This window comes from Roseovarius sp. A46, from assembly GCF_004126395.1.
Classification (GTDB): Bacteria; Pseudomonadota; Alphaproteobacteria; order Rhodobacterales; family Rhodobacteraceae; genus Roseovarius; species Roseovarius nitratireducens.
Window position 1 is genome coordinate 77,646 of record NZ_PVWS01000013.1, and the last position, 12,989, is coordinate 90,634.

Genomic DNA, 12,989 nt, shown 5'->3' on the forward strand with positions numbered 1-12,989 from the left:
CGCGTGCAGAATAGACGGCGGGCGGGGCTGTGCAAGGGCATGACACGGCCTATCATCGCGGCATGGTCTTGCGTGTCACGGCTCAAGGTCTCTATTGCGCCGCGGGCACGGGGCCTGTCTCGCCACCGATCTGGCCGCGCGGGTGATGCGGCGCCGGCTGGTGCAGTACGGCTGAGCGCGCGAAGCGGGGTTGAGCCGCACCGAGGCCCCGCATATGTCTGGGTTCCATCAACAGTCGAGGTTTCCCCCATGCGCACGCTTCCCTTTCCCGTCCACGATGCCAACACCACCGCCGGGGGCAAGGATCTGGGCCGCCTGCCGGAATGGGACCTGAGCGATCTCTATAGCGGCGCGGACGCGCCCGAACTGGCCCGCGATCTCGACTGGCTAGAGACAGAATGCGCAAGCTTCGCCGCCGACTACGAGGGCAAGCTGGCCAACCTCGATGCTGACGGCCTGCTCGAGTGCATCCGCCGCGACGAGGCGATCAGCCGGGTAGCGGGGCGCGTCATGTCCTTCGCCGGGCTGCGCTACTACCAGCAGACGACCGATTCCGCGCGGGCGAAATTCCTCTCCGACTGCCAGGAAAAGATCACCCGCTTCACCACGCCGCTGGTGTTCTTCTCGCTCGAGCTCAACCGGCTCGACGAGGACGCGCTGAAGGCGATGTATGACAAGAACGCCGAGCTTGCACGCTACGCGCCGGTGCTGCGCCGCATCCGCGCGATGAAGCCCTACCAGCTTTCCGACGAGCTGGAGAAATTTCTCCATGACCTGGGCGTCGTGGGCGACGCGTGGGAGCGGCTCTTTGACGAGACCATCGCGGGGCTCACCTTCACCGTCGAGGGCGAGGAAATGGGGATCGAGGCCACGCTCACCCTGCTTACCGATCACGACCGCGCAAAACGCGAGGCGGCGGCGCGTGAACTGGCGCGCGTGCTGGGTGAGAACCTGCGCACCTTCGCCCGCGTACACAACACCACCACCAAGGAAAAGGAGGTGCTCGACCGCTGGCGCGGGATGCCCACGGCGCAGACGGGGCGGCACCTTTCGAACGATGTGGAGCCGGAGGTGGTCGAGGCGCTGCGCGCCGCGGTGGTGGGCGCCTACCCGCGCCTGTCGCACCGCTATTACGAGCTCAAGCGCAAGTGGCTGGGGCTCGAGCGGATGCAGGTCTGGGACCGCAACGCGCCGCTGCCGCTCGAAGCGCCGCGCACCATCCCGTGGGACGAGGCGCGCGAGACGGTGACGGCGGCCTATGCAGGGTTCGATCCGCGCATGGCCGAACTGGCAGAGCCGTTCTTCGAGAAGGGCTGGATCGACGCGGGCGTAAAGCCCGGCAAGGCGCCGGGCGCCTTCGCCCACCCCACCGTGACCGACGCACACCCCTACGTGATGCTCAACTACCTCGGCAAGCCGCGCGACGTGATGACCCTCGCCCATGAGCTGGGCCACGGCGTGCATCAGCGGCTCGCCGCGGAACAGGGCGAACTTCTGGCCTCGACTCCGCTGACGCTTGCCGAGACGGCCAGCGTCTTCGGCGAGATGCTGACCTTCCGCCGGATGCTCGACGGGGCGCAGACCGACGCCGAGCGCAAGGTGCTGCTCGCGGGCAAGGTCGAGGACATGATCAACACCTTGGTACGCCAGATCGCGTTCTACGATTTCGAGTGCAAGCTGCACGCCGCGCGCCGCGAGGGCGAGCTTACACCCGACGACATCGGCGCGCTGTGGATGAGCGTGCAGGCAGAGAGCCTCGGGCCGGCCTTCGATTTCATGGACGGATACGAGACGTTCTGGGCCTATATCCCGCATTTCGTGCACTCGCCCTTCTACGTCTATGCCTATGCCTTCGGCGACGGGCTGGTGAACGCGCTCTACGCCGTCTACGAGGAAGATCCCGCCGGGTTCGAGGACAGGTATTTCGAGATGCTGCGCGCAGGCGGCTCGAAACACCACAAGGACCTGCTCGCGCCCTTCGGTCTCGATGCCTCGGACCCGGCGTTCTGGAACAAGGGCCTGTCGATGATCGAGGGTATGATCGACGAGTTGGAGTCGATGGAGGGCTGACATGCATACCCGTCGCGGGGATTGTGAAAGCCGCAGAAACCCCGCACAACGCCGCAATGCTGACGCTTGACAATATCCTTACCGATCGCGGCTCCAAATATGCCGTCTCCGGCGCGCCCTGCGCGTCGGAGGAAGAGGCCAAAACCCTCCTCAAAACCCTGAAGAAACAAAAGAAATTCGCCAAGGCAACGCATAATACATGGGGCCTTCTGCTCGGCTCCGGCCCGGTCAAGAATGACGATGGCGAAAGCGGCGCGGGCAACGTGATCCTGCGCATGCTAGAGCGCGATGAAATCCGCGGCCACCTCGTCATCGTGACCCGCTGGTATGGCGGAAAGCATCTGGGCGGTGACCGGTTCCGCCATGTGCAAACGGCGGTTCGCGCCTATCTCGACGCGGCCAATCTCACTTCAACTGGCTGTCCTTCGACCCGCGCCGATTGATGCCGCCGCGGGGCTGGTTCTGCACCTGAAGATCGGAGGCGCAGTCGATGCACAGCTTGACGCCCGGGATGGCGGTGCGGCGGGCCTCGGGGATCGGCTCGTCGCAATCCGCACAATGGGTCCGGCTCTCGCCCTGCGGCTGCGCCCGGGCCTTGAGCCGCGCCAGCTCATCTGAAATCGAGGCTTCGATCTGTTCACTTACCGCGCCATCGCGCGCCCATCCGCCGGCCATGGCCGTCTCCTTGCTTGCAGTATCCAGTTTAGGCCCGTCCTGCCGTCGGGGTCAAATCGCGCTCAGGGTTCCACATATTTGGCGGCGGGCAGAGGCAGCGCCATGTCGCGCAGGAACGCGCTGTTCACGCCCCCCGCCTGCGCGATGATGCCGTTGAGCATGCGAATCGCGGTGGGCGACGTGACCGGCACGAAATGGTTATAGCCCTCGCCATCCGAGAGTTCGGTGACATCCACGACTTGCACATCGCCGCGCTGCACCTTTTCGGCGGCGTCGATCACCCCGAGGCGCGGCTTGCGCCCGGTGACGAGACCCGAGAGCGTGAGCACCCGGTCCGCCTTGGTGATGAAGATGAGAAACGGCTGCGGAAGCTGCCTGATCGCCGCCGCCTGCCGGTCAAAGACATCGGGGTCGATATCGGGCGACATCAGCACCACGCCGCTGATCCGGCTCAACACCTGCCGGTCGCCGCGCAGGGCGATCTGGCGCAGCGCCTCCATCACCAGTTGCGAGCCCATGGAATGGGCAAGGATAAAGACCTTCTCGCCCGGGCGCGCCGTCAGATCATGCAGCAGCGTTTCCAGATCGTCGCGCGCATAGAGCACGCTGTCGCGGTCGTAGACATAGCCGCGCGGATCACCCGCCGAGGGCCAGGCAAACAGCAGCCCCGGCATCGGCACGTTGAAATCCGACTGGATCTGCGCCAGCCGGTACATCGCCTCGGACAGGGTGTTGTTGTAGCCATGCACGAAGAGCAGCGTCTCGCGCCCCTCTGTGCGCGCGCGCATGTCGCGGATGAGCGTGCGCGGCCCGTCATGCACCTGCGTCCCGGTGACGACGAAATCGGTGGCCGCATCGGGTGGCCCCTCCGGCCATTCGATGCGGCCGGTCTCATGGGTCGGCGGGATCGAGATATCGACGCGGAAATAGCGGATTGTCTCGGGCCGTTCCTGCCCGAAGACCGGTCCGGTCCGGTCGAGATCGCGGCCCGTCGCCACGAAGACCGGCTGGATTCGGGCCTGCGGGTGCGGGGCCGCGCGTTCTGCGGTGACGCGGGGCGCGCAGGCGGCCAGCAACGCCAAGACCACACCGGCAAGCGCGATACGGGCCAACCGATCAAAATAGGTCGTTGCCGTCCGACGCATCGCAATCATCACTCGCCCTCGTCCAAAGACGACACATAGGTGATGTTGCGCCCCGCGCCAAGAGGGTCAGGCCGGGGTCAACATACCCTTTTCCTGCGCGAGGCTGCGCATCCGCTTTTGCAGCTTCTCGAAGGCACGCACCTCGATCTGGCGAATCCGCTCGCGGCTGACATCATATTGCGCGCTGAGATCCTCCAGCGTGATCGTTTCCTCGTTGAGGCGGCGTTGCGTGAGAATGTCGCGCTCGCGCTCGTTGAGGACGTCCATCGCCCGTGCGAGCAGCTCTCGTCGGGCCTGCAATTCATCCTGTTCCTCGTAGGCGCCGGCCTGGTCAGCATCTTCGTCCTCAAGCCAGTCCTGCCATTGCATCGTGCCCTCGCCCTCGGAACCGACGGTGGCGTTGAGCGAGGCGTCTGACCCGGCCATGCGGCGGTTCATCGAGATCACCTCGTCCTCGGTCACACCGAGATCGTGGGCGATCTTCTTGACGGTGTCGGGGCGCAGATCGCCCTCTTCCAGCGCGCCGATACGCGCCTTCGCCTTGCGCAGGTTGAAGAACAGTTTCTTCTGCGCCGAGGTAGTGCCGAGTTTCACCAGGCTCCACGACCGCAGGATGTATTCCTGGATCGAGGCACGGATCCACCACATCGCGTATGTTGCGAGACGAAAGCCCTTTTCCGGGTCAAAGCGCTTGACCGCCTGCATGAGACCGACATTGGCCTCCGAGATCACCTCGGCCTGCGGCAGGCCATAGCCGCGATAGCCCATCGCGATCTTGGCCGCCAGCCGCAGGTGGCTGGTGACCATACGATGCGCGGCCTCGGTGTCCTGTTCCTCGACCCAGCGCTTGGCCAGCATGTATTCCTCTTCCGGCTCAAGCAGCGGGAACTTGCGAATCTCCTGCATATAGCGATTGAGCCCGCCTTCCGGGGTCGGGGCCGGGAGATTTGCGTAATTGCCCATGCGGGTGTCCCTCCTCATGTATAAGGTGTTAACATTGATCTAGGCTATCGGCCCGCGAGATCAAGTCGATACACACATCATCTTAACGGATCAGCCGGGGTTTTCCGGCGAAATCCGCCGATCATGTCGCCAGATCACGTCATTCTGTCCCGCTGTCACCCGTTCCGCGCAGGGTAGCGAGGAGCGCCGCCATATCGCCGGGCAGCGGCGAAGAGAAGCGCAAGGCCGCACCGCTGAGGGGGTGGAGAAAGCCAAGGCTAGCCGCGTGCAGGGCCTGCCGGGAGAAGTGGCGCGCCGCCTCGGCGGCGCCCTCGGGCAGGGCGCGCACGGAAAGGCGACGCGCGCCGCCATAGACCGGATCGCCGATCAACCCGAGGCCGACATGGGCCATGTGCACGCGGATCTGGTGTGTACGCCCGGTCTCCAGCCGGCATTCCACCAGTGACGCCGCCGGTGGCCGGCCGAACGACTCGCGCAGCCGCACGCGCGTGACCGCATGGCGCCCGCCGCTGGTCACCACCGCCTGCCGCTGCCGGTCAGTGCGATGGCGGGCAAGCTGGGTGCGGATGACAAGCGTGCCATCGGCCTCGAATCGCACGCCTGCCAACCCCGCGAGACGCGGGTCACCCGGACCCGGGACACCGTGAACCATGGCGAGATAGGCGCGCTCGACCGAGTGGGCGGCAAACTGCGCGGCAAGCCCCTGATGGGCGGCGTCGGTCTTGGCCACAACCAGAAGACCGCTGGTGTCCTTGTCGATGCGGTGCACGATGCCCGGGCGACGGGCGCCGCCGACCCCCGAGAGCCGGTCGCCGCAATGGTGCAGGAGCGCGTTGACCAGCGTGCCCGATGGCGTGCCAGGGGCCGGGTGGACGACAAGCCCCGCAGGCTTGTCGATCACGATGAGGTCGTCATCCTCGAACGCGATGTCGAGCGCGATCGCCTCTGCCTCCATGTGACTCTCGCGCGGCTCGGGCAAGGCGATGTCGATGCGGTCACCTTCGGCCACGCGCGCCTTGGCGTCGTGGACCACGTCACCGTTGACGCGCACCGCGCCCTCTTCGATCAGCCGCATGAGCCGCGTGCGCGAAAGCGCCGCCGCCTCTGGCACATCGCGCGCCAGCGCCTTATCAAGGCGGGGGGGCGGTGCCGCCCCGATGACAAAGCCGAGCAGGTCCTGCGCCATGTCCGAAAGCCCTCAGCCGGTAAGCCCGGCCACGCTGAAATTCCTCGCGCGGCTGGTCACGGTTCTGACCGCCACGATGATCCTCGGGCTTCTAGTGATCGTCGGGCTGCTTGTCACCCGCTTCTGGTCCGAACCCGAACGGCCCGCCCTGCCCCCGCTGCCCGAGGCCATCACCCTGCCCGAGGGCGCGCGCACCACCGCCTTCACGCAAGGTGAGGACTGGTACGCGGTGGTGACCGATGACGGGCGCATCCTGATTTATGATCGAGAGAACGGCGCGCTGCGGCAGGAAGTGGATATCCGCGACTAGGGTCTTCTTGTCACATTCCGGCAACAGCGCCAGGTAAAGGCACGGGGGATTGGCCTGCCGCGCTTTGCAGATCGCCCACCTTTCGTAGGGTTGCAAGACCTGTTCATCGTTCCGGGAAAGCCAACTTGGTTTCTCATGAAAACGGGGGCTTCACCCCTGTCTCGTGTCTGTGCCAAGCGGGTCAGTGCCGGGATGCATCTGCGGGTCCGGAGGAACAAGCGGCTTGAAAGGTGTGGACGCATGGCGCGGCTGAGCGGCATTTTCATCCTGTGCGGCGTGTGGGCGGCGCTCTATGCGGCATCGTTCCTCGTGCCTTACCACACCGGGCCCACGGGCGACGGCTTCACCCGCGGGCTCAATCGCCTGACCATGTTCTTTCAGTACCAGGTTGCCGCGGGCGCGGTCGCGGTCGTGGTGTGGTGGATGGGCAGCAAGCTCACCATACGCTGGCAGCGATGGCTCGCACGGATGCCTGCACTGCTTGCGTTGACGCTGTTCGTCCTCACCGTGGGCGTCATCGTGTTCGCCAACATGAACAAGCCCGGGCCCACCGAATACGTGCCCGACCCCGACCGCCCGGTGAGCGCCCCGGCACAGCCGGTGCCCCAAACCGATGATTAACCGCAGCGCGGCGCTGCTTGTCACCCTGTTGCCGCTCACCGCCGCCCCGCAGGACTGCTCCGAAACCAGATCGCGGACGGCCGCGATCTTCAAGAGTGTGGCCCTGCGGGGCGATGCGCGCGTAGACCTGCCAGTGGACGAAACGGGATGGCACCTTACGTCAGAGCCGCACGCTCATGGCTGGCATATGCGGCTCCGGGATGGCCCCGACTCGGGCCGCGCGCACAATGGCGTGTGTAGCAGGTCTATCGGCTGTTGACGGGAGAATGACCGCGGTGGTACCGCCTCCCTGGCTTGAACAGGGGACCTCTGGATCCACAATCCAGCGCTCTAACCAACTGAGCTAAGGCGGCACTGACGGGGGATTTACCTTTGCCGCCTGCCGATTGCAAGCCTAACGGAAAGCGATTTCCCAGCTTTGTTCGACAAGGTCGCGGCCAAAAGAGCGCACCGGTTTCGAGGCGGTGAGCCGCCACCCGTTGCGGGCGTAGAGCGCACAGGCGGCGCGGTGGCTCTCATGCGTCCAGAGCGCCATGCCGCGATACCCGCGCGCGCGGGCAAAGCCGGTGCAGGTATCCAGAAGCCGCTGCCCGAGCCCCTGCCCGCGGGCCTCGGTCACCAAGAGGAACAGCCGCAGCTTGGCGATTCCCTCGGACTGGCGCACGCAGAAGATCGAGCCGAGCCGCCGATCCCCGACATGAGCGATCCAGCCCGCCTCGCAGCTCGGGTCGTGATCGGCGATAAACGCGTCGAGAATCTCCGCGACCAGCACGCCGAACGTCTCGTCAAAACCCTCGTCGCGCGCATAGAGCGTGGCATGACGCTCGACCAGCCAGGGCGCGTCGTCGGGGCGGAAGGGGCGGATCGCGGCCTCGGTCATGGTCGCCATCAAAGCGCGCGCAGGCTTGCCAATCAAGCGCGAACAGCGTAGCAGATCGCGAGTTTCAGGAGGCGGTCATGGGCATCAACGACGAACGCGAGATCGAGGCCAATCTCCAGATCGGGCCAACGGATAGCGGCATGGTGCGCCTGTTCATCGAGTCGCAGGGCATCGAGGTTCCGATGGATTTTGACCCCGACGAGGCCGAGGAAATCGCCGAGGAAATCCGTGCCGCGGCAGCCGCCGCCCGGGTACGCGGATCATAGCGGCGGGTCGGTGAGCCGGTGCAGGCGGCGCGCGGCGTCACGGGCGATGCGACGGATGAGTGCGGCGCGCCGCGCGGCCGCAAGCCGGGTCTCGGGGGCCATGCGGATGATATCGGCATCGTAGCCGTCGGCGATGATGAGGCCGGTATCGTCGGGCAGCAGATCCGTGGGAAACCCCGCGTCCACCGCCCAGAAATAACGGTCACACCAGTCCAGATAGCCTGTCCACTTGGCGTCCGAGGCGAAATCGGCACGGCCGGATTTGCACTCGATCACCCAGATATCGCCCTTCGGGCCCAGCGCCATGACGTCCACGCGCTTGCCGCGCTCGGGCACGAATTCCGTCAGGACGGCGAAATCATGGCTGGCCAAGTGGCGACAGACGCCACGAGCGAGCGCCTGTCCGGGACGCAGGGACGGATCATGCGGGAATGCCATATCGACATTTTGAACAAATGAGGAACGCACGCAACCCCTTGCCGCGGGGCGTACAAGCGCTTAGCTGTGGGGTGTGGCGGGTGCTGCCCTTCTCGTGAACGGTTGCATTCCGGTGGCCTTAAGCAATTCCGAGGGAGCTGGCTCTGTCCGGATCGTGGTCCGGTTACCCGGCGCCCACCTGTATACACAGGTCCTCGGGAATGAGAGAACCACACGGCTGCGTGCGGGCCCGTCACACCTCTCTCCTTTTCCCGATTCGCAGGCGTGAAACCCAATAAACGCGAAAAGGCCCCCGTGGGGGCCTTTGGTCAGTGCTCCGGCTGGCGCGGCTCAACCCCTTGGTCGAAACGTCCGGCGCGTATCATCGACGCGGGCGGGGATCGTGGCATAGTCGCGGCGCATGACATGCTGCCGCAGCCCGCCGTGGTGATCGTCGTCATCGTCATCCTTCATTCGCATCACCGCGATGGCGAATTGCACCCCGGCAAAGACGATGCCATTTGCCAGCCAGAGGATCAGGACCGCAAGCGGCCCGTCGCTGCTATGGGTGACAAGGTGCCACAGGTTGGCGATATCGAACCACAACAGGAGCGCGACGAACACGCCCGCGATGCCGAAGCCGATGGCGACCTGCGTGATGTAGAGCTTGATGAGCTTGGGCATGGTCGACCTCCGTTTCTGCTACAACAAAGCTACGCCCTTGCCATAAGATTACAAGGGCCGATCCGGACCTGTCCGGGCCCCGTGCGGTATATCGCCGGCCCAGCCCTGTGAAAATGCGCGGTTTCGCGGTCGACAGCACCGGCCCCGGGCGGATTCGTCGCAGCACGAGTCAGCGGAATTTCAGCGGCAATAGGGTCCACCACGATGCCGAGCCGTGTCGAAATGAAAGTGGTCTTGGTGGAACTGGTCAGATTCCGGACCCAGCACCGTGCCGAAGGGGCCGCAGGCCTGCCGATGGACGCGACGCAGCACCCGGCCCTTTCGCCCCTGTCCCCAATCGTCGCGCACCGAAATCTCGGAGCCGTCACGCAATTGCAGCGCGGCAATGTCAATGGCACGGCCCTTGCCATGCTCGGAAATCTGTGCACCGCTTTGGCTATTGCGGGTCCGGCAGGCATAATGCGCCGCAACGCGCAGACCGGTGAGGCCCCCGCCCATGCGACCAACCGCGGGCCTGGCGCTCTGATCGACCCATGCCCCGAGCGTCCGCGCGGTACGACAATCGAGCGCGGCAGACTGGCTCAGGCGCACACCATGCACTGATTCGAGTCGCACGGCACGCTTCACCCCGCAGCCCGCGATCCGACCGGGCAGGGCGCCCGAGACCGTGCCCACCAGCCCCGGATCGCCACAAAGCCCGCCGCGTCGCGTCACCGCTTCATCCCCGCGCCCGCACCCCGTCGCCAGCACGCTCAGGCACAATACGGCGAGGAAGACCGCGCGGCTCATACCTTCTTCCCCCGTCCAAAATCAGGCGCGTCAACGTCCTGCCCCGCTTCGATGATGCCGCGGCGGATAGCGCGGGTGCGGGTGAAATAAGCGTGCAGGTGATCGCCATCACCGGTGCGGATGGCGCGCTGAAGCGCAAACAGCTCCTCGGTGAAACGCCCGAGGATTTCCAGCGTCGCCTCGCGATTGTTGAGAAACACGTCGCGCCACATCGTCGGGTCAGACGCCGCGATGCGGGTGAAATCGCGGAAACCGGCGGCGGAATACTTGATGACCTCGCTGTCGGTGACGCGGCGCAGGTCGTCGGCCACGCCCACCATAGTGTAGGCGATGAGATGCGGCGCATGGGAGGTAACGGCTAGGACGAGATCGTGATGCTCGGCATCCATCTCGTCGGTATTCGACCCGAGGGCCTGCCAGAACCGCTCCAGCCGCTCCACCGCCGCGCGGTCACTGCCCGGCTGCGGTACGATCAGGCACCAGCGGTTGTCGAACAACTCGGCAAAGCCCGAGCGCGGGCCGGAATGCTCGGTGCCCGCCAAGGGGTGGGCGGGGACGAAGTGCACCCCTTCGGGCAGGTGCGGCGCGACCGCCTCGATCACCGCTTTCTTGACCGACCCCACGTCGCTCAGCGTCGCGCCGGGCTTGAGCACCGGGGCGATCTCCTCGGCCACGGCCCCCATAGCCCCCACCGGGATGCAGAGCACCACCAGGTCGGCCCCGTCGGCAGCCTCGGCGGCGGTCTCGCAGACCCGGTCGCACAGGCCGATCTCGCGCGCGATGGCGCGGGTCTCGCGGCTGCGTGCATGGCCTGTCACCTCCCGCGCGAGCCCGCCGCGACGGATGGCATGAAACATCGACGAGGCGATGAGCCCCAGCCCGATGAGCGCCACGCGATCGTAGATCACGCTCATCGCGTGCCTGCCCGGAACTGCCCAACGGCATGGGCCACACGGCGGCAGGCGGCCTCGTCGCCCACGGTGATGCGCAACCCTTGGGGAAAACCGTAGCCGCCCACCCGGCGCACAATGATCCCATCGGCGCGCAACGCGGCATCACAGGCCGCCGCCTCGTCCTCTGACGCGAACCGCGCCAGCACGAAATTGGCGTGGCTCTCGTCCACCGTCACGCCGCTCTCGCGCAGCGCCTCGGTCAACCATGCGCGATTGCGCATCGTGTCAGTGACCACGCGTGTCAGCCACTCCCGATCCCGCACCGCCGCCTCGGCGGTGACGAGTTGCGTGGGCGAGAGGTTGAAGGGCTGGCGAATACGGTTCAGCACCTCGATCATCGCGGTTTGCGCATAGCCCCAGCCGATCCGCAGCCCGCCCAGGCCATAAGCCTTTGAAAAGGTGCGCGTCATGATGACATTGTCGCGCGCCTCGACCAGCGCGACACCGCCGTCATAGCCTGCGGCAAACTCGGTATAGGCGCCGTCCAGCACCAGAATAGCGCCTTCGGGTATACCGTCCGCCAACCGCACCAACTCTGCCTCGGGCAGGATGGTGCCGGTCGGATTGCCGGGATTTGCGATAAAGACGATCCGCGTCCGCGCCGTGCAGGCATTCAGGATCGCGTCCACATCCACCACGCGCTCCCGCTCGGCCACACAGACCGGCGTGGCGCCAACTGCATGCGCCAGAATGGGATACATGGCAAAGCCGTGCTCGGTGTGGATCACCTCGTCGCCCGCTCCGGCATAGGCCTGCGCCACGAATTGCAACACCTCATCCGAACCCACGCCACAGATCACCCGCTCGGGGTCCAGACCGTGCACCTCGGCAATCGCGGCGCGCAACTCGGCATGGTCGGTGCCGGGATAGCGGTGCAGCGTCGCGGCAGAGCGCGCAAAGGCCATCTTGGCCTTGTCCGACGGGCCATAAGGGCTCTCATTGGCCGAGAGTTTCAATATCTCGGATTTGCCCTCGATCACGGCCTCGCCACTCTTGTAGAGCGCGATTTCCATGATGCCCGGCTGCGGCGTGATCCTGGTCATTTCATCCCTCGTGTCTCGCAGGTGGTTCTAGCTTTGGTGCCCCGGCTTGACCAGCAACAAAAGAAAAAGGCCGCGGCGGTTCCTCGTCGCGGCCTCTTCGCATCTGGTCAGAACGCTTAGTTCTGCGCGTAGTATTCGATGACGAGGTTGGGCTCCATCATCACCGGGTAGGGCACATCGCCCAGCGCCGGCGTGCGCACAAAGGTCGCGGTCATCTTGGAATGGTCGGCCTCGATGTAATCGGGCACGTCACGCTCAGCCAGTTGCACGGCCTCGAGCACGGAGACAAGCTGCTTGGATTTCTCGCGCACCTCGATCACGTCGCCTTCCTTCACGCGGTAGGAGGGGATGTTGACGCGCTTGCCGTTCACCAGCACATGGCCGTGATTGACGAATTGCCGCGCGGCAAAGACGGTGGGCACGAACTTGGCGCGGTAGACCACCGCGTCGAGACGGCGCTCCAGCAGGCCGATCAAGAGCTCGCCGGTATCGCCCCGGACACGCTCTGCCTCGGCATAGATGCGGCGGAACTGCTTCTCGGTGAGATCGCCGTAATAGCCCTTGAGCTTCTGCTTGGCGCGCAGTTGCAGGCCGAAGTCGGAGATCTTCTGCTTGCGGCGCTGACCGTGCTGACCGGGGCCGTATTCGCGGCGGTTGACCGGCGACTTGGGGCGGCCCCAGATGTTCTCGCCCATGCGGCGGTCGATTTTGTACTTGGCAGACGTGCGTTTGGTCACGGCTGATCTCCTTCTTTTAATGTCGAAGGGCGTTGTCCTCTGGATTGCTCCCGACAGGCATCCCCTTGCGAGGGCCACCAACACCAATGAAGCCGCGCTTATATACCCCGCGCGCGCGCTGTCAAGGAACGTCTGAAAAACCTGCGACTTTCTGCCTAATCTGATAGGTTTGGGGCGTCCGCCAGAGGAGTCCTGCCGATGCCGAAACAGCCCGCCTTTCCCAGCCTGCGTGATGCGATGAAGAAGAAGG

16 protein-coding genes and 1 tRNA gene are annotated in these 12,989 nt (G+C 65.4%); 5 read left to right on the forward strand and 12 right to left on the reverse strand.

Annotation, left to right across the window (positions count from 1 at the left end):
* The first annotated feature begins 249 nt into the window (after positions 1–249).
* The gene (locus tag C6W92_RS08900) at positions 250–2,070 is read left to right on the forward strand and encodes a M3 family oligoendopeptidase (protein WP_129432637.1); all 1,821 of its coding nucleotides are present in this window, start codon (positions 250–252) and stop codon (positions 2,068–2,070) included.
* A gap of 56 nt (positions 2,071–2,126) precedes the next feature.
* Entirely contained in the window at positions 2,127–2,513 is a 387-nt protein-coding gene (locus C6W92_RS08905) for a YigZ family protein (RefSeq protein ID WP_129432638.1), read from the forward strand.
* Here C6W92_RS08905 and C6W92_RS08910 read toward each other — a convergent pair.
* From C6W92_RS08910 to C6W92_RS08925, 4 genes are all read right to left on the reverse strand, one after another.
* Positions 2,476–2,745, reverse strand: coding sequence for a DksA/TraR family C4-type zinc finger protein (locus C6W92_RS08910; protein WP_129432639.1), 270 nt, complete (start codon positions 2,743–2,745; stop codon positions 2,476–2,478). The genes C6W92_RS08905 and C6W92_RS08910 overlap by 38 nt on opposite strands.
* Positions 2,746–2,807: 62 nt before the next feature.
* Positions 2,808–3,890 (reverse strand): alpha/beta fold hydrolase, encoded by a 1,083-nt coding sequence (locus tag C6W92_RS08915; protein ID WP_129432640.1) that lies wholly within the window; start codon positions 3,888–3,890, stop codon positions 2,808–2,810.
* Between the two features lie 66 nt (positions 3,891–3,956).
* Positions 3,957–4,853 carry an RNA polymerase sigma factor RpoH gene (gene rpoH / locus C6W92_RS08920; RefSeq protein WP_129432641.1) on the reverse strand — a complete coding sequence of 299 codons (897 nt, stop codon included), beginning with the start codon at positions 4,851–4,853 and terminating at the stop codon, positions 3,957–3,959.
* A gap of 139 nt (positions 4,854–4,992) precedes the next feature.
* Complete coding sequence (locus C6W92_RS08925; protein ID WP_129432642.1) at positions 4,993–6,039, reverse strand: RluA family pseudouridine synthase; 1,047 nt, start codon at positions 6,037–6,039, stop codon at positions 4,993–4,995.
* Between C6W92_RS08925 and C6W92_RS08930 the strand changes: the two genes are divergently transcribed.
* Together C6W92_RS08930 and C6W92_RS08935 are read left to right on the forward strand one after the other, a co-directional pair.
* Positions 6,038–6,349: a DUF6476 family protein gene (locus C6W92_RS08930; RefSeq protein ID WP_129432643.1), complete on the forward strand. Its 312-nt coding sequence runs from the start codon at positions 6,038–6,040 to the stop codon at positions 6,347–6,349. The two genes, C6W92_RS08925 and C6W92_RS08930, sit on opposite strands and share 2 nt — an antisense overlap.
* 240 nt (positions 6,350–6,589) lie before the next feature.
* Complete coding sequence (locus C6W92_RS08935; RefSeq protein ID WP_129432644.1) at positions 6,590–6,970, forward strand: hypothetical protein; 381 nt, start codon at positions 6,590–6,592, stop codon at positions 6,968–6,970.
* A gap of 276 nt (positions 6,971–7,246) precedes the next feature.
* On the opposite strand, the gene C6W92_RS08940 is transcribed toward C6W92_RS08935, so the two are convergent.
* Together C6W92_RS08940 and C6W92_RS08945 are read right to left on the reverse strand one after the other, a co-directional pair.
* Positions 7,247–7,323, reverse strand: a tRNA-His gene (locus C6W92_RS08940).
* A gap of 41 nt (positions 7,324–7,364) precedes the next feature.
* Positions 7,365–7,850, reverse strand: coding sequence for a GNAT family N-acetyltransferase (locus tag C6W92_RS08945; protein ID WP_129432645.1), 486 nt, complete (start codon positions 7,848–7,850; stop codon positions 7,365–7,367).
* Between the two features lie 77 nt (positions 7,851–7,927).
* Here C6W92_RS08945 and C6W92_RS08950 point away from each other — a divergent pair, with 77 nt between their 5' ends.
* The gene (locus C6W92_RS08950) at positions 7,928–8,116 is read left to right on the forward strand and encodes a DUF6324 family protein (RefSeq protein ID WP_129432646.1); all 189 of its coding nucleotides are present in this window, start codon (positions 7,928–7,930) and stop codon (positions 8,114–8,116) included.
* On the opposite strand, the gene C6W92_RS08955 is transcribed toward C6W92_RS08950, so the two are convergent.
* From C6W92_RS08955 to rpsD, 6 genes are all read right to left on the reverse strand, one after another.
* A complete protein-coding gene (locus tag C6W92_RS08955) occupies positions 8,111–8,554 on the reverse strand; it encodes an MmcB family DNA repair protein (RefSeq protein ID WP_104019587.1) in 444 nt (147 codons plus the stop codon). The two genes, C6W92_RS08950 and C6W92_RS08955, sit on opposite strands and share 6 nt — an antisense overlap.
* 330 nt (positions 8,555–8,884) lie before the next feature.
* Positions 8,885–9,217, reverse strand: coding sequence for a hypothetical protein (locus tag C6W92_RS08960; RefSeq protein ID WP_104019588.1), 333 nt, complete (start codon positions 9,215–9,217; stop codon positions 8,885–8,887).
* Positions 9,218–9,397: 180 nt separating this feature from the next.
* Positions 9,398–10,006 carry an extensin family protein gene (locus C6W92_RS08965; protein ID WP_129432647.1) on the reverse strand — a complete coding sequence of 203 codons (609 nt, stop codon included), beginning with the start codon at positions 10,004–10,006 and terminating at the stop codon, positions 9,398–9,400.
* A complete protein-coding gene (locus C6W92_RS08970; RefSeq protein WP_129432648.1) occupies positions 10,003–10,920 on the reverse strand; it encodes a prephenate/arogenate dehydrogenase family protein in 918 nt (305 codons plus the stop codon). Before C6W92_RS08970 ends, C6W92_RS08965 begins: the two co-directional genes overlap by 4 nt.
* Positions 10,917–12,002 (reverse strand): histidinol-phosphate transaminase, encoded by a 1,086-nt coding sequence (gene hisC, locus C6W92_RS08975; RefSeq protein ID WP_129432649.1) that lies wholly within the window; start codon positions 12,000–12,002, stop codon positions 10,917–10,919. Before hisC ends, C6W92_RS08970 begins: the two co-directional genes overlap by 4 nt.
* A 116-nt stretch (positions 12,003–12,118) precedes the next feature.
* Entirely contained in the window at positions 12,119–12,739 is a 621-nt protein-coding gene (gene rpsD, locus C6W92_RS08980) for a 30S ribosomal protein S4 (protein WP_129432650.1), read from the reverse strand.
* Positions 12,740–12,989 lie beyond the last annotated feature (250 nt).